The organism is Algoriphagus zhangzhouensis (assembly GCF_900148515.1).
Lineage (GTDB): Bacteria > Bacteroidota > Bacteroidia > Cytophagales > Cyclobacteriaceae > Algoriphagus > Algoriphagus zhangzhouensis.
This window is the reverse complement of the sequence record NZ_FRXN01000001.1, coordinates 609,361-633,735: the sequence shown is the minus strand read 5'-3', so window position 1 is coordinate 633,735 and position 24,375 is coordinate 609,361. Positions and strand designations below refer to the sequence as shown.

Below are 24,375 nucleotides of genomic sequence, written 5' to 3'. Positions count from 1 at the left end.
AATGAAGAAGCTTAATATCATTCATATTTACTTGATATTATGGACTTTAATATCATTTACTTCATGTAAAGAAAAAAATTCAGCAACCTTTCAATCAACTACCCAATCGCAAGAATTCACTTGGGTAAAAGGAGGAATAACCCGAGGAGATTCATCTGAAAGAATGATAGCTTTAATGTTCTCTGGAGATGAATTTGCCGATGGTGGAGAAACCATCTTAAACACTTTGAAAGAGGAGGAAATACTAGCTTCATTTTTCTTTACAGGTAACTTTTACAGAAACCCAGATTTCAAAAGCATCATCCAAAACTTAAAGACTCAAGGCCATTATTTAGGAGCACATTCAGATAAACATCTTTTGTATTGTTCTTGGGAAAATAGAGATAGTCTTTTGGTCACAAAAGAAGAATTCGAACTTGATCTGATGGGTAACTATGCCGAGATGGAAAAATTTGGAATCAATCCAAATGAAGCCCATTATTTCCTTCCTCCTTATGAATGGTACAATGACAGCATCAGCCAATGGACACAAGAATTAGGTTTCCAACTGATCAATTTCACGCCGGGAACGCTTTCTCATGCCGATTACACTACTCCAGATCTAAAAAATTACCGAAGCAATGAAGTTATTTTGGAAAGTATTTTAAGCTACGATAAAGAAAAAGGGCTTAACGGATTTTTATTATTAAGCCATATTGGAGTTGCTCCAACAAGGGAAGAGAAGTTTTACTTGGAGTTAAAAAGTCTGATTCAGGACTTAAAGACCAAAGGATATCAATTTGTGAGGGTTGATGAATTATTAAGTAAATATTGATTTTATAGGCAATATTAGGTCATAAATGGCGGAGTCAAAGGTTTTCCGACTCCGCCAAGAATGACAAATATTCAAAGCAAAGAACTATTTCTTTTCTAAGTCAATCTTCTCAGGAAGCATTTCATTCAAATCTTTCAATTCATTCTGAAGAATCTCATCTAGTTTTTTTAGATGACCTTCCAATTCCAGACTCAATTCCTCAAATACAACATATGCAGCATCCGTCGGCTTGGCTTGACCACTTTCAACACTTCTTTGAAGAGATGCTAGTCGGTTGTTCAATTTGATAGGGAAGTTCAATGGATCTTGACCACTTTGGTTTCTCACCTGATACAAATCTTCCTCGACTACCTGAAGCTTAGACAATAGCTCACCCAACTTTTTCTTGATTCGATTGGATGCAGATTCTTCGATTCCCTCAGCCTGAGATTTGATTTCTCTAATCAAAATAACAGCTTCATTGGCAGCTGAAACCTTATCTCTGATCTGAATTGCCAAATCAAATTGTTCCTGAATATCTGCAGCAGAAACACCCTCCAGATTAGGATCCATTTCTAGTTCAAAGGAAGTTTCTGGATTTGACCCAAGTGCTTCTAATTCTACCAAATATTCACCAATCGGTGCCATAGGCCCTCTCTGTGGTCTCGCTGACCAAATAATCATCCCATCAAAAACAGTAGCTCCAGGATAGCGCATATCCCAATTGAAAGTATTTAAACCAGCTTTCAAACCGGGATTATTTCTCCCTTTACTATCTTTTTTACCTACATAAGTTTGAATCAAATTCCCTTCCTTATCCTTGATATGGATAGTTACAGAATCAGCTTCTTCTGGCAAATAATACTGAATTGCTGCATTGTAGACTCCACGAATTGGATTCGCTGGCTGAAAGAGCGTGACTTGATTGGTTTTCTCTACCTCCATCGCATCACGAAGAGGTCGGATGTCATCCAAAATCCAGAATCCTCGTCCATGGGACCCTAGTACTATATCATCATTTTTCAATACCAAATCACGGATAGGAGTGTCCGGCAAGTTTAACTGTAGGGATTGCCACATTTCTCCATCATTGAAAGAGACATAAACTCCATGCTCAGTGGCCAAATAAAGAATTCCAGGCTTTTCCAGATCCTCTCTGATAGCTCTTGCAAAATGACCATCTTCAATTCCATTGGTGATTTTGGTCCAGCTTTTACCAAAGTCTTTGGTTTTGAAAACATATGGCTGACGATCATCTACCTGATAGCGATTGGCTGCCAAATACAAGGTTCCTGGTTCAAATTTCCCTTCATCGATAATACTTACCCTTGAAAACTTAGGAAGATCTGGAGGGGTGATATTTTCCCAGTTTTTTCCACCATCTCTAGTGATATGAACCATTCCGTCATCTGAGCCGGCCCAAATGGTATTGACATCATGTTGTGATGGAGCCAAAGCAAAAACTGTCGCATAGATTTCAGGCCCATTCATATCCATGGTGATCACACCACCTGTTTTACCAAGTGTTTCTGGATCAGCATAAGTCAAATCCGGACTGATTTTTTCCCAAGTCTGTCCATCATTTGTCGTTTTCCAAATATGTTGAGAAGTGGTATACATAATGGATGGATCCAAAGGAGAAAACATAATAGGAAATGTCCATTGCCATCTTTCAGGGAGGGCAGAAGCTGGCTCACCAGAAAAGAACCTAGGGTAAACCTGAATATCTCTAACCTGACCTGTAGCTCTATTGTATCGAGTCAAAAGGGCTCCTTGAGAACCCGCATAAAAGACATCTGGGTCAGTAGGACTTTGGGTAATCCAGCCGCTTTCTCCTCCGCCTACTGCATAATGCCAACCATGATTTGGGCCTCTTCCTGACATGTGATTCCAGCCTTCAGAAGGCATAGCCAAAGTTGAATTATCCTGTTGAGCACCAGCTACATGATAAGGCACATCTGAAGTAGCCATTACGTGGTAAAACTGTGACGTTGGATAGTCTTCTTCTGTCCAAGTTTCCCCTCCATCAATACTCACTACACCACCTCCATCATTGGAGCTGATCATCCTTTTTGGATTATTGGGATCAATCCACAAGTCATGATTATCTCCGTGAGGAACAGTGATTTCTACATCAAAGGTTTTACCGCCGTCAGTAGATTTCCAAAAATCAACATTCAATCCATAAACCGTTTCTGGATCTTTTGGATCGGCATAAATTCGAGAATAATAAAATGCTCGCTGACGAAGCTTTCTTTCATTATTCACCATTTCCCAAGTTTCGCCAGCATCATCAGAACGGAAAACTCCTCCTTCATTTGCTTCAACAATTGCCCAAACGCGATTAGGATTGGCAGGGGAGACGGTTACACCTATTTTTCCGATTGGGCCTTCAGGCATTCCGGGATTAGAAGTCAAATCCGTCCAGGTATCTCCACCGTCAGTAGATTTCCAAAGCTTGCTATCAGGTCCACCTCCCCACATTTTCCAGGCTTTTCTATAAACCTGCCAAGTAGAGGCATAAAGGACTTCAGGATTGGTACTGTCGATTATCAAATCAGCTGCACCAGCCTTATCACTGACATAAAGAACTTTTTCCCAAGTTTTTCCACCATCATTGGATCGAAAAACGCCTCTTTCTTCATTTTCTCCGTAAGGATGACCCAAAGCAGCTACATAAACAATATCTGGATTGCTAGGATGAATTCTGATTCTTGAAATGGCCTGAGTTTCCTTCAAACCCATATGCGTCCAGGTCTTTCCAGCATCTGAAGATTTATAAACTCCATCTCCTTGGGTAATGCTACCTCTCAGCTGAGTTTCTCCTCCTCCGATAAAAACTATATCTGGATTGGATTCGGAAACGGCAACGGCCCCTATACTGGAAGAAGAAATCTGGCCATCCGTAACAGGAAACCAATCATTTCCTCCGTTTACAGTTTTCCATAATCCACCTCCTGTGGCTCCAAAATAATATTCATTAGGTCTGCTTGGACTTCCTGCAGATCCTAGAGATCTACCTCCTCTGTCAGGACCGATATTTCTCCATTTATAACTACTGTAAAAGGCTGTATCAACGGGGAGTTGATCTTGGGCTTGTCCCAATGAAGGGGACAAAAATAGCCCAAATAGGCCCGCCAAGGCCCATGGGTAAGGGTAATTCTTTTTCATTCTCTTAAGGTTAGTTGATCTTAGCTGAAATTACGAAATTCAGGTTAGTGATTGATGCAGCTTTTTGAGATTGGACTGACTTTCTGATGAAAGGTGATTCCTCCAAATCCAAAACATATCTTTTTACATGAATTTTCTTCAAATGAGGTTAAAGGATGCATTCTTCAAAATTTTCTAGTATCATAGAAGAGTACACTTGACACTTACAACTTTTATGATCCACAAAACAATAACTAAAGACTCAAAGATTTTAGGCCAAATGGCAGGCGAAATTGGAGCTTCAATGATTAGAAACACTATCGCCTCAAAAGGAGAAGCCTCCATTATTTTAGCGACAGGAACAAGCCAATTTGAAACTCTCAATCAACTCTTAAAGGAAAAGGATATTGATTGGTCTTTAGTGACTGTTTTTCATTTGGATGAGTACATAGGGCTGCCAATCACCCATCCAGCGAGCTTTAGAAAATATCTGAAAGAACGATTTTTTGACTTGGTTGAATTAAAAGCTTACCATTTGATCAATGGAGAAAATGATCCTGAAAAGGAATGTGAAAGACTAGCAGGCCTAATCGAAAAACATGCTATTGAGGTGGCTTTTGTAGGAATAGGAGAGAACGGACATCTAGCTTTCAATGATCCGCCGGCAGATTTTGGGACCAAAAAACCCTATTTGGTAGTCGATTTGGATGAAGCTTGTAGAAAACAACAATTGGGTGAAGGCTGGTTTCCTAACTTGGAAGCAGTTCCAGAAAAAGCGATTTCAATGTCGGTTCATCAAATTATGAAGTCCAGATTTATCATTTGTTCTGTTCCGGATCAGCGAAAAGCGCAAGCGGTCAAAGATTGTTTGGAAGGAGAAGTAGATCCTATGCATCCAGCTTCAATACTACAAAATCATCCTGATTGCAGGCTTTTTCTGGATCAAGAATCTTCATCCTTACTTTCAGGCACTTGATGGGAAAAGACTTGTTTGATTGAGTGAAAATTTTGTATTTAAAGGAAAACCGAAAAATCATTTCGAAAACCCCTTATAACTCAATCAATCTGTATTCTTTATGTCTTCAAGCCCCGCGGCAGTAAAAGCAGAGTCACTTAGTCAAAAAGATACCTGGATTTCAATAGGTATCATCGGCATGCTTTTCTTCATTTTTGGATTTGTTTCCTGGGTAAATGCAATCCTGATTCCTTATTTCAAAATCACTTTTACCCTCAGCAATTTTGACTCTTACTTAGTCGCTTTTGCCTTTTACATTTCCTATTTGGTCATGTCTCTTCCTTCTTCCTATCTCCTTAAGGCGGTGGGCTTCAAAAAGGGAATGATGTACGGATTCTTTGCCATGGCAGTTGGTGCATATCTGTTTATCCCAGCAGCTCTAACCAAAACTTATGAACTGTTTTTATTGGGGCTTTTTACCTTGGGAACAGGATTGGCAGTCCTACAAACTGCAGCCAACCCCTATGTGACCATTCTTGGACCAAAAGAAAGAGCCGCCCAGCGAATCAGTATCATGGGCATTTTCAATAAAGGAGCAGGGATCTTGGCACCGATTTTATTTGCGGCTGTGGTTCTTCGGGTGGGAGATAGCGAATTGTTCCAACAACTGGATCAAATGAGTCCCGAAGCCAAAGATGCCGCTACCACCGAGCTGATTCGAAGAGTAATTAATCCTTATGCAGTAGTAGGCACAGTCTTGGTTGCATTAGGAGTCTTTGTGAGATTTTCTCCACTTCCTGAAATAGATACAGAACATGAATCCGAGGAAGTAGCTCAAGCAAATTCAGGAAAAACAAGCATCCTTCAATTCCCTCATTTGATTTTGGGAGCTTTTGCGATTTTCCTTCATGTTGGGACTCAAGTTATTGCCATCGATACAGTCATCCCTTATGCTAATTCATTTGGGATCTCTCTCTTGGATGCGAAAGTATTCCCATCATTCACTTTGGCATTCACCATCTTGGGCTATCTGATAGGGATTTCCCTAATCCCCAAATTCATCTCTCAGGTAAATGTTTTAAGGATTTGTACCCTTTTGGGAACCGTACTCACATTACTCATCGTCTTTGCTAGTGGACCCATCCAGTTTTGGGGAATGACAGTTGACATCTCAATCCTGTTTGTAGTCTTATTGGGTTTGGCAAATTCCCTGGTTTGGGCTGGAATTTGGCCTCTAGCATTAGATGGACTGGGAAGATTTACCAAAGTCGGAGCATCGATCCTGATCATGGGATTGTGCGGAAATGCAATCATGCCTATGATTTATGGCTATTTCGCTGATTTGTATTCGGTGAAAATGGCCTATTGGGTACTTTTACCCTGTTATCTGTATTTGGTTTTTTATGCTGTGAAAGGTCACCAAATCAAGTCATGGAAAAGCTAATTGCCCAAAATATAGAGGATGGATTTTCCTATGAAATTTCGATTCATGAAAATGAAATCCAATCCATAAATAAATCTGAAAATCCTGTAAAATCAGCCTTCTATTTTGGTCCTGGATTCTTTGATATTCAAGTCAATGGATATGCAGGGCATGATTATAATTTGGTTCAAAAGGATTATTTGAACCTAGGTCAAATTCCTTTTGAACTTGCAAAAAATGGGGTTACAAGCCATTTACCTACAGTAATTACCAATAGTAAGGAACAAATAGGAAAGTTATTTCAACAACTAACAAACCTGCTCAAATCAGATTCAATCTTTGATAAATGTATCCCAGGTTTTCATATGGAGGGACCATTTATTTCTCCAGAAGATGGTCCTAGAGGAGCTCATTTCAAGGAATTTGTTTGTCCTCCAAATTGGGACTGGTTTCAGGATTGGCAAGATATTGCAGGAGGAAGAATCAAATTGATCACACTTTCACCGGAATGGGAGGGTAGTAATTCTTTCATAGAAAAATGTGTAGAATCTGGGGTTAAAGTTTCTATTGGTCATACGTCTGCCAATCAACAACAAATAGAAGATGCTGTACAAGCTGGGGCAAGTTTGTCAACCCATTTGGGAAATGGAGCAAACGGAATTCTTCCTAGACATCCTAATTACATTTGGTCTCAATTGGCTGAAGACCAACTCCATGCAAGCATCATTGCTGATGGGTTTCACCTTCCTAAAGAAGTCATCAAAGTTTTCCAAAAAGTCAAAGGAGATCAACTCTTCTTGGTAAGTGATTCGGTTGCTTTGGCAGGGAAGAAACCGGGTGATTATGAAACACCCGTTGGTGGAAAAGTAACACTCACCAAAGAAGGAAAATTACACCTCAGAGATAAACCTGGAATGCTTGCAGGATCAGCCATGAACCTACTTCAAGGGTTTAATTTCTTAATCGAGCACCAGCTCGCCTCAATCCAGAAAGCTTGGAAAATGGCATCTCAATGGCCTGAAAAGTATATTTTTCCTGATTCACCTTCATGGGAACCAAGCAAAAAACAAGATCTCATCATCTTAAAAAAGACAGTAGATTCTCAATTCGAACTTTATAAAACTTTTAAAACAGGAAAGGAACCTTTTCCCAATTCCTATCAAATCACAGACCATGAGCAATAAATCCAATCGTCGAAATTTTCTAAAAACTGTAGGAACAAGCACTGTGGCTTTGGGCGCTATTGTCCCGGCATATTCATTCAATATCCTATCCTCATATCCTTTGAAAGATAAATACAGGCTTGCAGTAATTGGGGTTAATAGTCGAGGAAGTCAACATATCCAAGCCCTCTCCAAGATTCCAAATGTGGAAATCGCTTACATCTGTGATGTGGACACCAATGCCTTGCAAAAAGGAATTGATCTGGCGGTGAAATCGGGCAGTCCCAATCCTCCAAAAGGTGAAAAAGACTTTAGAAAAGCCTTAGATGATAAGACTTTGGATGCTGTGACCATTGCTATGCCAGACCATTGGCATATGCCAGCGGCAATGATGGCACTTCAAGCAGGAAAACATGTGTATATCGAAAAGCCAGGCTCGCACAATCCCGCTGAAGCGGATCTGTTAACTGAAGCCGTTCAGAAATATGGAAAAGTGGTCCAAATGGGAAATCAGCGCAGATCTTGGCCAAGAGTGCGTGAAGCGATGAATGAATTACATTCTGGAACATTGGGGAGAGTCTATTATGCGAGAACTTGGTATTCGAACACAAGACCTTCGATTGGTTTTGGAAAACCTGCCAGTATTCCGGATTGGTTAAACTTTGAATTATGGCAAGGGCCAGCTCCAAGACAGGAATTCAAGGACAATCTTATTCATTACAACTGGCACTGGTTCTGGAATTGGGGAACAGGCGAAATCGTCAACAACGGTGTCCATTTCTTGGATTTGGCTCGATGGGGGCTACAAGTCGATTATCCTTCAAAAGTCTATTCTAATGGTGGCAGATACCAATATCAAGACGATTGGCAGACTCCTGATACGCAAACCGCTTCTTATGATTTCGAAGATGGAAAATCAATCCTTTGGGAGGGGCGAAGCTGCAATGCAAGGAGTATCAACGGAATGGGTTCTGGGGTATCTTTTCATGGAGAAAACGGTACACTCGAACTCCTCAACAATTCCTATAAAATCTATGAAAACAAAAATGAATTGATCAAAAGTGCGGACCCTACCACCAACATTGTGGTTGATCAAAAAGGGGCAGGTTTTGACATGGATGTCGATCATTTTCAAAACTTTATCAATGCGATAGATAAAGGAGATGCGTTGATTTCACCTTATCCAGAAATCAAAAAAAGTGTTTTGCTTTGCCATTTGGGTAATATCTCATACCGAACCGGTAGAGCTTTAAATATCGATACGGCAACAGGCAAAATTAAAAACGATCCAGAGGCAATGAAACTTTGGGGGAGAGACTATCAACCTGGATGGGAACCAACTTTATAAGCCATGGACCTCGAACTCAATAAACCCTCAAAACGACTGATTTCCATAGATGCACTTCGTGGCTTTGACATGTTGATGATCTGCGGTGCCGATGCCTTTTTCATGAGTTTACATGGCAAAACAGATTGGCTTTGGCTCAATGGATTAGCTGAACAATTTGAGCATCCTGAGTGGATAGGATTTGTCTTTTATGATTTCATTTTCCCTTTATTTCTTTTTCTGGCAGGGGTTTCTATTCCTTTTTCACTGAAAAAAGCCAAAGAGAAAAACCTTCCCAAAAAGGAAATCTATAAAAAGGCTGCAATCCGAGCTTTGATCCTGATTGGCTTGGGTATGCTCTATAAAAATGCGCCATTTCCATTCTTTGAATGGGATCAGATCAGAATGGGAAGCGTATTGGGAAGAATTGGTATTGCCGGCCTGGTTACCGTCATTTTATACCTAAATCTGGATTCGGTCAAAAGGCTAGGGGTGGCTGCATTGATTCTGATAGCATATTATGCTGCAGTCTTTCTAGTTCCAGTCCCGGGTTATGGAGCTGGAGATCTTAGTTTTGACGGAAACTTGATCGGTTGGTTTGATAGGACCTTTCTCCCTGGAAGGCTCCTTCAGGGTAATTTCGATGAATTGGGAATTCTCACCACCTTACCAGCCATCTGCTTGACTATTTTTGGAGCTCAAGCTGGTGAGATACTAAAAGATCCCAATCGGACTGATAGCAAAAAGCTTCAGCAATTGATGTTTTTTGGTATAGCCTTCTTATTGATTGCCTTTATCTGGAACTTCCATTTCCCGATTTTCAAAAGAATGTGGACAAGTTCCTTTATCATGCTGACTGGTGGGATGGCTTTCATCGTTTTAGGCTTGTTTTATTGGGTGATTGATATCCTAAAATTCCAGAAGTGGACCTTCATTTTTGTCGTGATTGGGATGAATAGTTTGACCATTTATTTGGTTTATCGATTTGTCAATTTCCGATATACTTCCAGGATGCTTTTCGAAGGACTTTATAAGCCTTTTGGTGAAAACTGGATGCCAGTTTTTGAAAGCTTAGGAGCATTGCTTCTCGTTTGGCTTTTCCTTTATTTTCTCTACAAAAGAAAGATATTCTTCAAAGTTTGAAGAGACAAAAGCCAGGGGAGGGAAAATCGATATTGAATATGCATTAAAAAGAAACTATCCAACAATTAAGTTTAAACAAATAATATTATCAATCTATACTTCAATAGTTTATGAATTCATCAAGAAGAAGTTTTATTCAAAAATCCATGGTATTGGGAGCTGCTGCAAGTGTGGGAACATTTACATTTTCGAAAGATGGAATAGCTCAAAATGCTCTGATAAAAATTGGAATAATTGGCTTGGATACTTCCCATTCTCCGGCATTCACAAAACTCTTCAATGCTAAAAACCCAAAAGCTGAACTTGCAGGTTTTAAAGTTGTAGCCGCCTATCCTTATGGAAGCAGAGACATAGAATCGAGTTTTAAAAGGATTCCGGACTATATCCATCAAGTAGAGGAATTAGGAGTGGAAATCGTGGATTCAATTGATTCATTATTGAGCAAAGTGGACGTAGTTCTTTTGGAGACGAACGATGGAAAACCGAGACTGGAACAAGCTCTCCAAGTGATTAAAGCCAAGAAGCCATTTTTCATAGACAAACCGGTAGCTTCCAGCTATGCAGACACTTTGAAAATTTACCAAGAGGCAGAGAAAAATGGAGTCCCTATATTTTCTGCTTCTTCTTTGCGCTATTTGAGCAATGCACAGGCGGTAAGAAATGATAATAAAATCGGAAAAGTACTGGGATGCGATGCATTTAGTCCAGCTACATTGGAACCGGGACATCCTGATCTATTCTGGTACGGAATCCATGGTGTAGAAATCCTTTTTACCGTAATGGGGCCTGGATGTGAATCAGTAACTAGATTTCAAACTCCAGAAACTGAAGTGGTGGTAGGAAAATGGAAAGATGGGAGAATTGGTACTTTCAGAGGGATGAGAGCTGGAAAACATGAATATGGAGGAACTGCTTTTGGATCTGAAGGAAACCTCGTTTTAGGAAATTATGAAGGATACGAGCCTTTAGCTATACATATTGCACAATTTTTCAAGACTGGAAAATCTCCTGTTTCTGACGCTGAAACATTAGAAATATATGCTTTTATGGAAGCAGCAGACGAAAGTAAAAGAAGAGAAGGGGCAAGTGTAAATCTTGGAAGTATCACATAAAATAAATAGGACAGGAGGAATTAATTATGTTTAGCAATCCTACCATAAAAAGCCTCATTTTTAATAAGATTTGAAATATTATTAATCCATAAAAATTTTTAAAACCATATTTTTTCTCTATTTTTTCATAATACAAATACATTTTTATTGAATTCAAAGACAGTAAAAAGCTGTTTATTATTATTTATAACTTATTGATTTTTAGTGACTTAAAAACATTAAATTAGATTACATTTTAAGTTCATTTTTTATTAACCATAAATCTTTTAGAGTATGTATTATTTCAAATTTCCCCAAAGGGTTAAATACCTTTTGTATTTATCCTGTACAGTTTTCATTTTAAATTCCTGTTCTCCTCCAAGCACCTCCACTGAAAAAGTTGAAGAAACAAATGGAAAGTTTGTCAAAAATAACTTTCCTGATTTTGGAAGGATGATCAGTCCGGCCGAGTTTCATTCTAAGTTTCCCAACGATCGTGTGTTCAAATTGAGTCAGGATTATCCATTAGAGATGCCTGATGACTCGCAGATTCCAAGCTTTTTTGATATTCCATTTGATGACGATGAAAGATGGATGGAATATATCAATGCCGTAAGAGATTATGCATTCGAAGGTATGATTGATGTCGATTTCATCGCTCAGGAATCAAAAGTCAGAAAGTGGTACCATATGCCTTGGATGCATTGGGGTCCGCAAGGGTCAGAGGGTTTTCATGGATTGGCTAAAGAGGCAGAAATAGGTCCTTATCAATTAGGCCCCGATCAAAAGACTTCGCATCAAACTTATGCTTTGGGATTTTACAATGAATTTGCGGGATATACATTGGCTCAAATGTGGAAAGACAAGGATAATCCAGATCCATATGCGACACAAAAACCCAATGGATTCCCTGTTGGAACTGTAATTTTCAAATTGCTTTTTACAGATGCGGATGAGTCAGAAGTTGACTATTTGGTCAATCCTATGACCTGGAATGCTTATATCACACCAACCTGGAATAATGGTCAGGATACTGGAAGAGTTGTCAAAAAAATGCATCTGATTCAAATGGATGTGATGGTTCGCGATCCTAGAGCTGATCAATATGGCACTGGATGGGTCTTTGGTACCTTCTGCTACAATGGCAAGCTGAATAATGGAAAAGAAGGCTCTTTTAGAGCTGAAAACCTGGTTCCCGTTGGAATTCAATTTGGGAATGATCCTCAGGACACCACGAATTTCATCAATCCATATCCGGTGACTAAAACCATCATCAACCCCAATCTGAAGCAAACCAAAATCAATCCTGATTCTACTCAATTACCTCCACAACACTTAGGCTGGGGCGGAAGACTGGATGGTCCAGTGGATTTGAATACTTCTTCTTGTATGTCTTGTCATGCAACAGCAGAATTCCCACAAATAGCAGCATTGGTACCGAAAGAATCATTTATCGGAGACACCAATGCTTTGGGACAATTAACCAAACTGACAGAGACTCAAGCTGAGGAATTCATCGATTATTTTAAAAATCTGGAATGTGCAACCCCGTACACTGCAGATGCAACATCATGTGATTTTTCACTTCAAGTTTCATTGGCACTTGGGTATTTCACAGAATGGAAGGATGAAGAAGTAGAAGGTTATTGGACTTCAGAATTTGAAAGGCTACCTGTAGAAATGAATCGTGACGGCTCTTTAAAAATCAATGTACCTCAACTAGATTGATCATGAGCCAATATTTAGAAGATCAAACCGCACGTTTGCAGCAAAACATCAAGCACATAGTAGTCTTGATGCTGGAAAATAGATCATTTGACAATCTTTTAGGTTGGTTGTACCACGATCAGGATCCACCTAATGGACAAGATTTTGAAGGACTTGATTATGGCCTTTGGAATCCTTTGAATAACATTGATTCGGATGGAATTCCGTTCATTGAAAAAGTCCCAATCGAACAGAACGGGGAGGTAAAATACAGTTATGGAAAACCGGTGAACAATCCTGTTAACTTTTGTTTGCCAGATCCAGACCCTGGGGAAGGGTTTAAAGACACCAATCACCAGTTGTTCAGCCATTACAATGTGGCTCAGCTTTATCCGCCTGACCCAGTCAACATGGGTTTTGTACAGAATTATCAGAATGCCATGTTATATGGAGCATACACCTTTGGTGATCAACCGAGCAATCCTCGGAATATCATGAAGTGTTTTACACCAGCTCAAACTCCGGTGCTTTCAGGACTGGCAAAAGGTTTTGCTGTCTGTGACAATTACCATTGCTCTATTCCAAGTCAAACCTTGCCGAATAGGAGTTTTATCCATGCTGCAACTTCTGGGGGCAATGTGAACAATGATCCAAATGCTTTTACTGATCATCAAACTATTTTCAACCAAATTCAAACAGCAATTGATCAGGGAAGAACTGATTTGAGTTGGGGAATTTTTGGCAACAATCTGATGCCTGAATCTGAAAAACAAAAAGCAAAAGATGCCGACGGAGAGTTTGGAGAGGGATATTTTAGTCTGACCCGACTTTGTATGACAGCACTTCATGACCCAAAATTCAATTCGAATTTCGGGAATTTGGATCAGTTCTATCAGCTATGTAAAAGTGGGAAACTTCCTAGTTATTCATTCTTAGAGCCAAGTTTTGGAGGGGATGATCAAAATGATCAACATCCACCAACTGATATCCGGCCAGGCGAACAACTCATCGCAGATATATACGATGCAGTTCAGCAATCTCCTTGTTTTGAGTCCACTCTATTGATCATAACATATGATGAACATGGGGGCTGCTATGATCATGTTCCTCCACCAGGAGAAGCGCAAAATCCTGATCCAACAAATCCTCCTGGGCAAGATGGTTTTCTTTTTAATAGATTCGGGGTGAGAGTTCCATGCGTCTTAGTGAATCCATATATTCAGGAAGGTTTAATAGCTAGACCAAGTGGATACACTCCATATGATCATACTTCGGTGATCAAAACCATTCAGGAATGTTTCCAACTTCAAGGAAACTTGACCGAAAGGGATAAGGCTGCTCCAAGTTTATCGGGAGTTTTGAATTTAGCCACTCCAAGAACTGAATTTCCTTCTGTTCAACCAGTATCTGGGACGACCAAAGTGGACATAGATCATGTTAATGATCTTCACCGCACGATGGCTAACATGGTTCAAAAACTCAGTGGTAAAACCCCAAGTTCAACAGAGCATCCACTTACCTATATCCAGAAGAATTTCAATCAAATTTTTAATACCAAATCAACGGGATCTAAAAAGACCTCTTGATTCCATTTTACATTTTAATTATGAAAAATTCCGTTTCATTTTTTCTCAATGGAAAACCAGTAACCATTGAAAACCCAAAGCCCGATTTACTATTGCTGGATTACATTAGATCCGAAGAAGTTGGTCTGATTGGAGCCAAAAAAGGCTGTGGTCAAGGCGGTTGCGGTGCCTGTACCGTGATTTTATCCAATTGGAATGAGGAAAAAAATAAAGTTGAACACAAGTCAATAAACTCCTGTTTGAGGCCTGTTTGTGCTTTGGGAGGGCTAAGCGTGACTACTGTCGAAGGTACAGGTGGAGTAGAAAGACCAGAAAACAAACACTTGACTTTCACACCATCAGGATCAAGAGGAGTCTTACCAAGTGAAGTTCCTCCTCCAAAGGCTTGGAATGAGGCGAAGGCAAACTTATTGAATCTCCATGAGCATAAGTTGGATAAGTCTATTAAAAAGCTAAAAAGCACTTCCCAAAATGGAATAACGGCAACCTGTGTATCAGATCCTGATAATTCTGATGTGCATGAAGGGATGAATCCAGTTGCACACAGACTAGCCATCAATAATGGGACCCAGTGTGGCTATTGTACCGTCGGCTTTGTGATGAATATGTCTGCTTTTCTTTCTGAAAATCCAAGTCCGACCAAACAACAGATAGAGGAAATATTTGACGGGAATATCTGTCGCTGTACGGGTTACAGATCGATTTTGACGGGAATGAAGACTTTTGCTTCAGATTGGTCAACGCTGGATGAAGAAAACAGGATGAAGTGCGTCACTGAGGATAAATGCGAGGAAGTCATGATCCATGACACGATCAACATTCCTTTCCCAGAGGCTGCAAAAGCTCCATTACCTCCGGTTAATGTGATAGAAAGCTATCAAAGCTGGATTACTCCCCAGTCACTAGACGAGTTAAAAAAGGTATTGAAAAATAATTCTGCCAAGACTACGCGAATCGTTTTTGGCAATACTTCTTATGGGATTTATATAGATGAATTCCCAGAGGTAAAGCTTTTTGTCGATATCAAATTGATCCCGGACTTCTATGGAATAAATAAACTGGAATCGGAAATAGAAGTAGGAGCATCTACAACCTATTCAGAGTTATTGACTCTCCTAGAAAATTATATATCCGAGAATGATCTTTCTCCAACCTCAACAATAGGGGCTTTGGAGTTTATGTGCCATCGTACAGCAGGTATGATCGTCAGGAATGCTGCTTCCTTGGCTGGAAATACCATGTTGGTCTTACATCATATTTTTGAAAGAGAACCCTTCCCATCAGATCTCTTTACCGCTTTGGATGCCTGTGATGCTGAGATTAGTTTACTGAGGATCAAAACTGGAAAAGAAGTCAAATGGAAGGTTTCCAATTTGGTAAATCAACTATTGAAGAATCCAGATTTGGCTCAGGATATTGTCATATTGAAATACCATTTGCCTATCGGAAAGGAAAATGAAGTTACACTCTCCCAGAAAGTAGCTTTAAGAGAAGTCAATTCCCATTCAATCGTAAACAATTGTACTCGGATCTCCTTCAATGATACTTATGAAATTACAGATGCAAGTATAGTTTTTGGTGGAATAGCTCCAGTCACTTGGCATGCTTCCAATTCTGAACAGTGGCTGAAAGGGAAGAAATTAAGTTTGGATTTGCTACCAGGTCTGCTTCGCGTCCTAAATAGAGAAGTAAGTAAAGAACTGGCATATTGGGAGGAAAAAGGGCGTAATAAGGGACTTCTTTCCGAAGGCTTTACAGATGCCTATCGAATCAACCTAGCAAATTCATTTTTGTACAAGGCGATTGTAAAGACTTTGCTGGAGACAGAGCCTATGTATGTTCCAAAGTATTTAAAATCGGCAGGAGAAATCAATTGGGGTAATTGGGGCGTAACTGGAGGCACTCAGTATTATGAAAACCAAGATTTCAAAGCTCCCGTTTCTCAGCCTTACATCAAATTGATGGCATTTCATCAAGCGATGGGACAGGTTCATTATACCCATGAAATCAAAATCCCACCAATTGGTAAAAATGCAGCATTTATTCAATCTACCAGGTCTCTGGCAGATTACTTTTTCATCGATCCAGATTCCAAGGAAAAGATAGATGCAGATCAACTGGAAGATGTTTTAGCTGACAAATTCACCTCATTTTATACATTGATTACAGCAAAGGATATCCCTATCGGAGGACTTAATCTTCAGGGAATGGGCTATGATCAACCCATGTTTGCAACCCAAAACATCATGTATCCAGGACAGGTGATCGCCATGGTCATCGCCGAAAAGGAGAAAGATGCAATTGAAATCGGTGAATATGCTTCCGAATACTGCGTGGGTTATGGTCCAATCACTTGGCAAGGAGGAGAAACTCCAACAAATCCAGGATGGGAGCAACCCATCATTTCAATCGATGATGCTATTAGGCTGGGAAGTATCTTCCCTGACAGTCCAAGTACGGCTCCATTTACAACCCATATTTGGAAAATCACAAGACCAGGAACGGAACTGTATTGGACCGATCAGCAAAAGGATCCTTTGGACAAAAAGCCAAAAGTGAGAAAAGAAAAATTGGATGGTGCTAAATGTCTAGTGGTAGAAAACACCCAGATATCTGGAGAACAGGTCCATTTCTACATGGAAACCCAATCTTGCGTGGCTTTTCCTCAGGACGACAATCAAATTTTGGTTCATCCATCTTCACAAAGTCCAATGGAGATGCACCAGACTATCGCGAGTACTCTGGCATCTGAACAAAATAAAGTTCAGGTGGAAATCAATCAAGTTGGAGGTGGCTATGGAGGTAAGACAGAACAAACCAAATTCATTGTTGGGCCAGTGGCTGTGGCAGCTAAAAAACTCAATAAACCGATTCGCCTGATCATGAAACGAGAACATGATACTGCAATGATCGGTAAGCGTCATGGGTATTATGGCCAATACCAAATCGCAGTTGATCAAGGGAATTTAAGACCTGAAGATAAAGGATTGATTCGAGGCTTTTTCGTTAAAATGTGGGCAGATGGTGGGGCTTTTTATGATTGTTCCTATATCGTCAGTAATTGCGTTCAGCTCCGAATCGACAATGCCTATAAGGTTCAAAATTTCGAAAGTCAATTGGATGTTTGTCGAACTAACAAGGCCCCAAACACAGCGATGAGGGCTTTCGGAGATATCCAAGGAAAATTGATTTTGGAAAATGCGATTGATGATGCTGCTTATGCCATCAAAATGGATCCGGCGGAACTCAGGCTCAAAAATATGTACGAAAGGGGAGATGTTACTCCTTTCGGCCAAGCCCTTTCTTTTTGCTACATGAAAGATGTTTGGGATTATGTGGCTGAAAAAAGCAATTATCACAATCGTCTAAAAGCCGTCCAGGAGTTTAATAAAACCAATAAATGGAAAAAGCGGGGGATTTATATGCTTCCTGTAAAATATGGCTCAGGATATAATCTGGTCATGATTGAGCAGGCCGCAGCTGTGGTTTCGGTATTTTCTGGTGATGGAAGTATTTCCATTAATCAGGGAGGGGTAGATATGGGACAAGGAATGATGACCAAAGTGGAGCAAGTTGCTTCCTATGTTCTAAATGTCCCAATGGACCTGATCCAGATTCACGGACCAAATACCCGGATTATACCTAACCCAACCAGCACTGGTGGTTCAACCGGTACGGCATACAATGGAGAGGCTGTGAAGCAAGCTTGCGAAAAAATGCGCAAGCGTATGACTGAGTTCGGATACCAATTACTCAAGGACAATGGGGATGAATGGTGTAAGGAGCAGGGAATTGATTTTTGGAACTATGGAGTCGAAGGTTGGGCTTCGTCAGTCACCAAACCTGGTGACCAGCATCCCAAGTTGATTTGGCAAAATTTGGTGGCTTTAGCTTATCAGTATCGAATAGACTTGATTTCATCTTTTACAGCACCAATTCCGGGAGGAACAGTTCCTATTCCTGCTATGACTTTTAAGACCGTGGAAGAGAATAAACCGATTCCGGGAATTTCGATAGCAGATGTACCTTCTAATACAGGCGCTGTGGATTCATTTGTCGGGTTTACTTATTCGGCAGCTTGTTCAGAAGTTGAAGTAGATGTATTGACTGGGGAGGTAAAAATCTTGAGAGCAGATATCGTCTACGACATGGGCTGGAGCTTGAATCCTGCCATAGATATTGGGCAAGTCGAAGGAGCCTTTATCCAGGGAGTTGGTTATGTGATGACCGAAAAACTGGTCTTTGAACCAGATGGTGAGAATAAAGGACAATTGAATACATTAAATACTTGGCGGTATAAGCCACCAGCGATTACTACAATTCCTTTGGAAATGAATACCTATCTATATCCAAGAAGCAATTCCAAAGAGGTACCAGAGAATCCTAATGGACTTTTCTCCTCCAAAGAGGTGGGAGAACCACCCTTGGTTTTAGCAACTTCCGTATTCTTTGCGATCAAGTCTGCTATTCGTGATTCTAGAGTAGAAAGAGGACTTTCGGGCTTTTTCAAATTGGATGCGCCCGCTACTGTACAAGAAGTCAGCAATGCTTTAGAAGTAGGAAAAAGGGATTATATAAAGGTTAAGCAGTAGTAAAGTTCATTAACTCAAATTAAAGGGAAACGGCCTTATTTATCGAGGCTGTTTCCCTTATTTTTTGTCTATTCCAGAATTCTCAAACTTTAAAAGACATTAAACAGCACGAGTTCATCGCAGAAAAAGCCTTGTTCGTCTCATTTTGAAATTGGAGACAAACTAAAGATGGAATGCCAGCGTAATTTTCACACAAGATTTTAATCCAAGGAGTTTAAATCAAACCAACGCTGTTATGAAAATTACCCAAGCCATTTACCCGGTCCTTTTCCTGGGAATCCTTTTTTCTTCCTGTAATCAAAACGATGGTGATGACATCATCATTGAGGATGAAGATGAAGTAGAAGCACCTGTCAACTCAGATTATTTTGATGATGACATTTCCTCCGCGATGGAAGCTAATAAAGCTGACCATGAAGAGTCCGGAGATGATTCTTATGATACCAACGATGCCACAATTATACAATTGAACGGAAGCAGTATATCTGTTTCTGGCACAGTGGCCGATGTTACTGTCTCAGGTACATTGGCCACTATTACCAATTCTGGAACTTACATTATCCAAGGAACCTTGAATGATGGTCAAATAGCGGTAGATACCGAATCAGAGGAAGCTGTTAAAATCATCCTAAACGAAGTCACAGCAAGCAACTCTTCCAATGCTCCATTCAATGTTATCAGTGCTGAAAAAGTGATTGTATTCCTTCCAGATGGCACATCTAATACTTTTTCAGATACAGAAAACTATGTTTTCGAAGATGACGATGACGAACCCAATGCAACTTTCTTTAGTAAGGCAGACCTCTCCATTTATGGAAATGGAAAGTTGACTATTAATGGCAATTACAATGATGCTTTAACCAGTAAAGATGGCTTAGTCATCGGAGGTGGAGAATTTATCATCAATTCAGTGGATGATGGGATTAGAGGTAAAGACTATTTGGTAATCAATGGAGGAGACTTCACACTAAACACAGATGGGGACGCTTTCAAATCTGACAATGACGATGATGAAGACCGTGGTTATATCTTAATCAATGATGGAGTTTTTGATGTGACTACCACAGGAGGAGATGGTTTTTCAGCTGAAACAGACCTCATGGTAGTTGCAGGAACATTTGAATTGAGTACAGGTGGTGGAAGTTCAAATTATGATGAAGATGTCTCAGCTAAAGGCTTAAAAGCTGTCGTAAACAATTTGATTGAGGGAGGAACATTTACGATCGATTCCGCTGATGATGCAGTCCACTGTGATGGGAATATCGCCATCCATTATGGAACATTTGATATAGCATCTGGAGATGATGCGATCCATGCCGATGAGCAACTAACCATCAATGACGGAAAAATTACCATCACTGAATCTTATGAAGGTCTAGAAAGTAATGTCATTACCATAAATGGAGGAGAAATTCGATTAGTTTCTAGCGATGATGGAATCAATGCCGCGGGTGGAGCCGATAGCTCAGGAACAAGACCTGGACAAAGCAATGGATTCTCATCTTCAAGTAATAGCTACATCTACTTCCAAGGAGGATATATCGTTGTGGAAGCAGGAGGTGACGGGATCGATGCCAATGGATCTATTTCAATGACAGCAGGAACAGTAATAGTCAATGGACCTGCATCTGGCGCAAATGGCATTCTGGATTTCGATGGCTCATTCCATATTTCTGGAGGAACATTGATCGGAGCAGGAACTTCCAATATGGCCCAAACTCCTAGCTCAGATTCAGATCAAAACTCTATGATCGTTTACCTCAGTCAACAAACTGCGAATACACTTTTTGCAATCGAGGATTCTGATGGAAATAATGTACTGACCTTCAGTCCTTCCTTACGATATGCAGCTGTAGTCTATTCTTCTCCATCACTAGAAGATGGCAAAAAATTCAACATATACACCGGTGGTTCCGCATCTGGAACTGAGTCGGATGGTCTATACACCAGCCCAACTTATACCCAAGGTACATTGGTAGGATCATTTACTGTCACCAGTAATATCACAACAGTTAGGTAATAATTGTAATTGCGGGTTTTTTCTTTGGAAAACCAGATCTGATTCAGGTCTGGTTTTTTTTTGCCAAAACAATATTAGGCCATAAGGCCAAAATGAATTCGGATTTTTTCCTAACTTTTGATTTTGAATAACAAATCAATCCCCAAAATCGCAAATACATCTAACCAAATGTACAAAAACAACTCCTTTTTAAGGCTAGTAGGACTCCTGCTTCTTTTTATTTACTCACCATCTTCATTTGCTCAAACAGACTGGCTAATAGATAATTCAGGCTATAAATCTGAAGTAAAGAAAGAAGGAGATCAGCTGATTCTAACGAATGGCTTAATCCAAAGAGTAATAAAAATCAGCCCCAATGCAGCAACTATTAAATTGGACAATTTATACAGTGGGGAGTCATTTTTAAGAGGGGTGAAGCCAGAAGGGGAAATCCAAATCAACGGAATCACATATGAAATTGGAGGCTTGAAAGGTCAACCTAATTATGCTTTCCTGAAAGAAGAGTGGATTCCAGAATTAAGCAATAATCCAGCTGCCATGCAGTTTGTGGATTATGAGATTTCAGAGACTGAAATGCCTTTTGATTGGGCTAGAATCAGATATGGAGATGAAAATGCAGAATGGCCCCCAAAAGGAAAACATCTTCGATTGGATTTTCAATTACCAGAACCCCAAAACCTTTTGGCCAGTGAAAACCCTCTTCCGAGTTTTCTTGGAAGAAAGGCCATTTATCAAACCGACTTCAATTCATTGGATCCACAGTGGACGAGTCATCAGTCCAAATCGCATCCAAGATCCTCTTTCGAAAATGAAGGGAAAATGGGAGAGATTTACACCCCACAGAATTCCGCTGTTTATATAGAAAAAGAGTTAAATCCTTCTTCAAAAATCATTGAAGCCACCTTCAATACAGGTACTGACAAAGCCAAAGAATTCGGACCGGGAATCACCTTGGTTTGGCCTGAAAAGACCATCAAGTTTTACTTGAGACCTGGAGGAAATGAATATGACCAGAACATCCCGATGTTTGGGCTTTGGGATGGAGAAAAGGAAATCAAAGCCGCTGGAGGAAGACAAAAACTGGATCTTTCGACTCCATGGACCTTGAGATTTAGAATTACGGATGAGGCTGTTCTTTGTGAAGCAAAACCTCAAAATGGAGAATGGATAACCATCGAAAAACTTCCAGTTTTTTCATCTTTCCCAGAAAAAGTCAGAGTTGGAAAAACGGATGGCAAAGGAAATGCAGTAGATGCTGAAGAAGTGGGGGAATTAGTACGGATGCAGGTGACTGATTTTGCTACTTATGGAGACTTGGATGATCAAATTGAAAATGGGCTAAACCCTGAAGATTTGATTGTTTCTGTGCACTATGAAATCTATGATGGCATCCCTGTCATGGGAAAATGGTTAACAGTAAAAAACAACAGTAACTCAAGCTTTACAATCAATGATTTTACCAGTGAAATCATTGCAGCAGTGGAATATGAATCCAAAGTTGAAATGCGTGAAAGCACTGTTTTCTACAAACCCAACATCCATGTCGAGACAGATATGTCTTTTTCAAGTATGTCGGTGGATGATGCAAATGCCCATGTGGTTCATTGGCTATCAGATCCTGAATATCAAACTCAGGTTAATTATCTGAGGCAAACGCCTTCACTTTTGAAAGTCAGTCCTACCTATGGACCAGAAAAGCATTTGGAGGCTGGAAAGGAATTTAAAACCTTCCGAACATTTGTATTACCTCATGATAGTTTTGACAGAGAAAGAAAAGGCCTAGCACTTCGTAAATTATATCAAACGCTGGCTCCATGGTCTTCTGAGAATCCCTTGATGATGCATGCTCGATTTGCAGATTGGGAAAGGGTCAAATTGGCAATTGACCAAGCTTCAGAGGTTGGTTTTGAGATGGTGATTCTGACTTTCGGAAGTGGATTCAATATCGAAGATGATAGTGAAGAGTACATTGCCAAAATGAAATCCTATGCTGATTATGCGAAAAGCAAAGGAGTAGAAATAGGAGGATATTCCTTATTGGCTTCCCGAAAAATAAGCGCTGAAGATGATGTTGTTATGCCCGAAGGCATGAAGCCAGCTTTTGGAAATTCTCCCTGCCTGGAAAGTGAATGGGGACATGAGTACTTTAGAAAACTTTACAATTTCTACGAAAAATCAGGTTTTACACTTTTGGAGCATGATGGATCCTACCCAGGAGATATTTGTATTTCAGAAAACCATCCAGGTCACAAAGGGCTAGCAGACAGTCGTTGGAACCAGTATCAGCGTATTTCCGATTTTTATAAATGGAGCCGTGAAAAAGGTATTTACCTGAACATCCCTGACTTTTATTTCATGACCGGAGGCAGCAAAACCGGAATGGGATATCGAGAGGTAAATTGGAGCTTGCCAAGAAATGAACAATTGGTCCACGCACGACAAAATATCTATGATGGTACATGGGAAAAGACTTCTAGTATGGGCTGGATGTTTGTTCCATTGACAGAATATCATGGAGGTGGCGCAGCAGCTACAATTGAACCTTTAAATGAGCATTTGGCTCATTATGAATCAATGATTTCCAGTAATCTGGGAGCTGGAGTACAGGCTTGCTATAGAGGCCCAAGGCTTTTTGATACAGAAGAAACCAAAACCATGGTAAAATCAATGGTAGATTGGTACAAAGATCACCGCGAGGTATTGGAAGGTAACATCATCCATTTGAAAAGAGCAACAGGTCATGATCTCGATTATTGGTTGAATGTAAATCCCGGTGGAGAGGAAAAAGGAATGTTGATGGTTTACAATCCAACAGACCAACTAATCATCAGAAAAATCAAAGTCCCGCTTTATTACACGGGTTTAACTGACGCTACTCAAGTTATCATGAGCAATGGTCAAGAAATGAATCTACAGCTTGCCAGAGACTATTCTGTAGAAGTAGAAGTGGCTGTTCCAGCAAATGGAGATACTTGGGTTTTGTTTAAGTAAAGGGACTTATCAAACCCGAATGCATATCTCTTTGACCAAAGGGAAGGATAAATCGGAGAAACCATATTTCAATACTGAAGATAGCCCTACGGGCAGATAAGAAAAGATAGCTACGCAGATAATTTCCTATCTCGCAGAAGGTATATCTCACTTCCCGAAGGGAAGTATATCTCAGCGCAGCCATATCTTCAAAATATTTCGCCGAAGCCCTATTTTCACCTTATTTCACGAAACGTATTTCTTTGAATTTCAATCCCCCTTGCCCCCTTGCTAAGGGGGAATGGTTCATATTTCCAGAATGAATTTGGGGATAATTTATTTCGCCGAAGGCCTATTTCCATCATATTTCGCGAAGCATATTTCAATTATTTCCATTACTTCACCTCAATCTATTTGAATTTAATTTTTCAATTTTTTAATCTTCCAATTTTTCA

Annotated in this window: 13 protein-coding genes; 12 read left to right on the top strand and 1 reads right to left on the bottom strand. The window is 40.0% G+C overall.

Going from position 1 to position 24,375, the window contains the following annotated elements; genetic code table 11:
• Position 1: 1 nt before the first annotated feature.
• Complete coding sequence (locus BUF13_RS02690) at positions 2 to 814, top strand: polysaccharide deacetylase family protein (RefSeq protein ID WP_208327356.1); 813 nt, start codon at positions 2 to 4, stop codon at positions 812 to 814.
• A gap of 84 nt (positions 815 to 898) precedes the next feature.
• Here BUF13_RS02690 and BUF13_RS02685 read toward each other — a convergent pair whose 3' ends face one another.
• The gene (locus BUF13_RS02685; protein WP_073570193.1) at positions 899 to 3,964 is read right to left on the bottom strand and encodes a VPS10 domain-containing protein; all 3,066 of its coding nucleotides are present in this window, start codon (positions 3,962 to 3,964) and stop codon (positions 899 to 901) included.
• Between the two features lie 259 nt (positions 3,965 to 4,223).
• Between BUF13_RS02685 and BUF13_RS02680 the strand changes: the two genes are divergently transcribed.
• The 11 genes from BUF13_RS02680 to BUF13_RS02630 all read left to right on the top strand — a co-directional run bounded on the left by BUF13_RS02680 (position 4,224) and on the right by BUF13_RS02630 (position 23,941).
• Positions 4,224 to 4,919 carry a glucosamine-6-phosphate deaminase gene (locus tag BUF13_RS02680; RefSeq protein WP_244547791.1) on the top strand — a complete coding sequence of 232 codons (696 nt, stop codon included), beginning with the start codon at positions 4,224 to 4,226 and terminating at the stop codon, positions 4,917 to 4,919.
• Between the two features lie 100 nt (positions 4,920 to 5,019).
• Complete coding sequence (locus BUF13_RS02675) at positions 5,020 to 6,342, top strand: sugar MFS transporter (protein WP_073570191.1); 1,323 nt, start codon at positions 5,020 to 5,022, stop codon at positions 6,340 to 6,342.
• Positions 6,330 to 7,505 (top strand): N-acetylglucosamine-6-phosphate deacetylase, encoded by a 1,176-nt coding sequence (locus tag BUF13_RS02670; protein ID WP_073570190.1) that lies wholly within the window; start codon positions 6,330 to 6,332, stop codon positions 7,503 to 7,505. The genes BUF13_RS02675 and BUF13_RS02670 overlap by 13 nt, the downstream gene beginning before the upstream one ends.
• Positions 7,495 to 8,832: a Gfo/Idh/MocA family protein gene (locus BUF13_RS02665; protein WP_073570189.1), complete on the top strand. Its 1,338-nt coding sequence runs from the start codon at positions 7,495 to 7,497 to the stop codon at positions 8,830 to 8,832. The genes BUF13_RS02670 and BUF13_RS02665 overlap by 11 nt, the downstream gene beginning before the upstream one ends.
• Positions 8,833 to 8,835: 3 nt before the next feature.
• Positions 8,836 to 9,954 carry an acyltransferase family protein gene (locus BUF13_RS02660; protein WP_073570188.1) on the top strand — a complete coding sequence of 373 codons (1,119 nt, stop codon included), beginning with the start codon at positions 8,836 to 8,838 and terminating at the stop codon, positions 9,952 to 9,954.
• Between the two features lie 110 nt (positions 9,955 to 10,064).
• Entirely contained in the window at positions 10,065 to 11,066 is a 1,002-nt protein-coding gene (locus tag BUF13_RS02655) for a Gfo/Idh/MocA family protein (RefSeq protein WP_073570187.1), read from the top strand.
• Between the two features lie 273 nt (positions 11,067 to 11,339).
• The gene (locus tag BUF13_RS02650) at positions 11,340 to 12,773 is read left to right on the top strand and encodes a hypothetical protein (RefSeq protein WP_073570186.1); all 1,434 of its coding nucleotides are present in this window, start codon (positions 11,340 to 11,342) and stop codon (positions 12,771 to 12,773) included.
• A 2-nt stretch (positions 12,774 to 12,775) separates the two neighbouring features.
• Complete coding sequence (locus BUF13_RS02645) at positions 12,776 to 14,338, top strand: alkaline phosphatase family protein (RefSeq protein WP_073570185.1); 1,563 nt, start codon at positions 12,776 to 12,778, stop codon at positions 14,336 to 14,338.
• 20 nt (positions 14,339 to 14,358) lie between these two features.
• On the top strand, positions 14,359 to 18,930 hold the full coding sequence (locus BUF13_RS02640; protein ID WP_073570184.1) for a molybdopterin cofactor-binding domain-containing protein: 4,572 nt from the start codon (positions 14,359 to 14,361) through the stop codon (positions 18,928 to 18,930).
• Between the two features lie 235 nt (positions 18,931 to 19,165).
• Positions 19,166 to 20,950, top strand: coding sequence for a carbohydrate-binding domain-containing protein (locus tag BUF13_RS02635; RefSeq protein ID WP_073570183.1), 1,785 nt, complete (start codon positions 19,166 to 19,168; stop codon positions 20,948 to 20,950).
• Between the two features lie 168 nt (positions 20,951 to 21,118).
• Positions 21,119 to 23,941, top strand: a complete 2,823-nt coding sequence (locus tag BUF13_RS02630) for a hypothetical protein (protein WP_073570821.1) — start codon at positions 21,119 to 21,121, stop codon at positions 23,939 to 23,941.
• Positions 23,942 to 24,375: the final 434 nt, after the last annotated feature.

What these genes read in the sequence shown, in the direction of transcription:
- BUF13_RS02640 (WP_073570184.1), top strand. Translation starts at nt 14,359, where the DNA reads ATGAAAAATTCCGTTTCATTTTTTCTCAATGGAAAACCAGTAACCATT.
- BUF13_RS02685 (WP_073570193.1), bottom strand. Translation starts at nt 3,964, where the DNA reads ATGAAAAAGAATTACCCTTACCCATGGGCCTTGGCGGGCCTATTTGGG.
- BUF13_RS02670 (WP_073570190.1), top strand. Translation starts at nt 6,330, where the DNA reads ATGGAAAAGCTAATTGCCCAAAATATAGAGGATGGATTTTCCTATGAA.
- BUF13_RS02630 (WP_073570821.1), top strand. Translation starts at nt 21,119, where the DNA reads ATGTACAAAAACAACTCCTTTTTAAGGCTAGTAGGACTCCTGCTTCTT.
- BUF13_RS02650 (WP_073570186.1), top strand. Translation starts at nt 11,340, where the DNA reads ATGTATTATTTCAAATTTCCCCAAAGGGTTAAATACCTTTTGTATTTA.
- BUF13_RS02645 (WP_073570185.1), top strand. Translation starts at nt 12,776, where the DNA reads ATGAGCCAATATTTAGAAGATCAAACCGCACGTTTGCAGCAAAACATC.
- BUF13_RS02655 (WP_073570187.1), top strand. Translation starts at nt 10,065, where the DNA reads ATGAATTCATCAAGAAGAAGTTTTATTCAAAAATCCATGGTATTGGGA.
- BUF13_RS02665 (WP_073570189.1), top strand. Translation starts at nt 7,495, where the DNA reads ATGAGCAATAAATCCAATCGTCGAAATTTTCTAAAAACTGTAGGAACA.
- BUF13_RS02675 (WP_073570191.1), top strand. Translation starts at nt 5,020, where the DNA reads ATGTCTTCAAGCCCCGCGGCAGTAAAAGCAGAGTCACTTAGTCAAAAA.
- BUF13_RS02660 (WP_073570188.1), top strand. Translation starts at nt 8,836, where the DNA reads ATGGACCTCGAACTCAATAAACCCTCAAAACGACTGATTTCCATAGAT.
- BUF13_RS02690 (WP_208327356.1), top strand. Translation starts at nt 2, where the DNA reads ATGAAGAAGCTTAATATCATTCATATTTACTTGATATTATGGACTTTA.
- BUF13_RS02635 (WP_073570183.1), top strand. Translation starts at nt 19,166, where the DNA reads ATGAAAATTACCCAAGCCATTTACCCGGTCCTTTTCCTGGGAATCCTT.
- BUF13_RS02680 (WP_244547791.1), top strand. Translation starts at nt 4,224, where the DNA reads ATGGCAGGCGAAATTGGAGCTTCAATGATTAGAAACACTATCGCCTCA.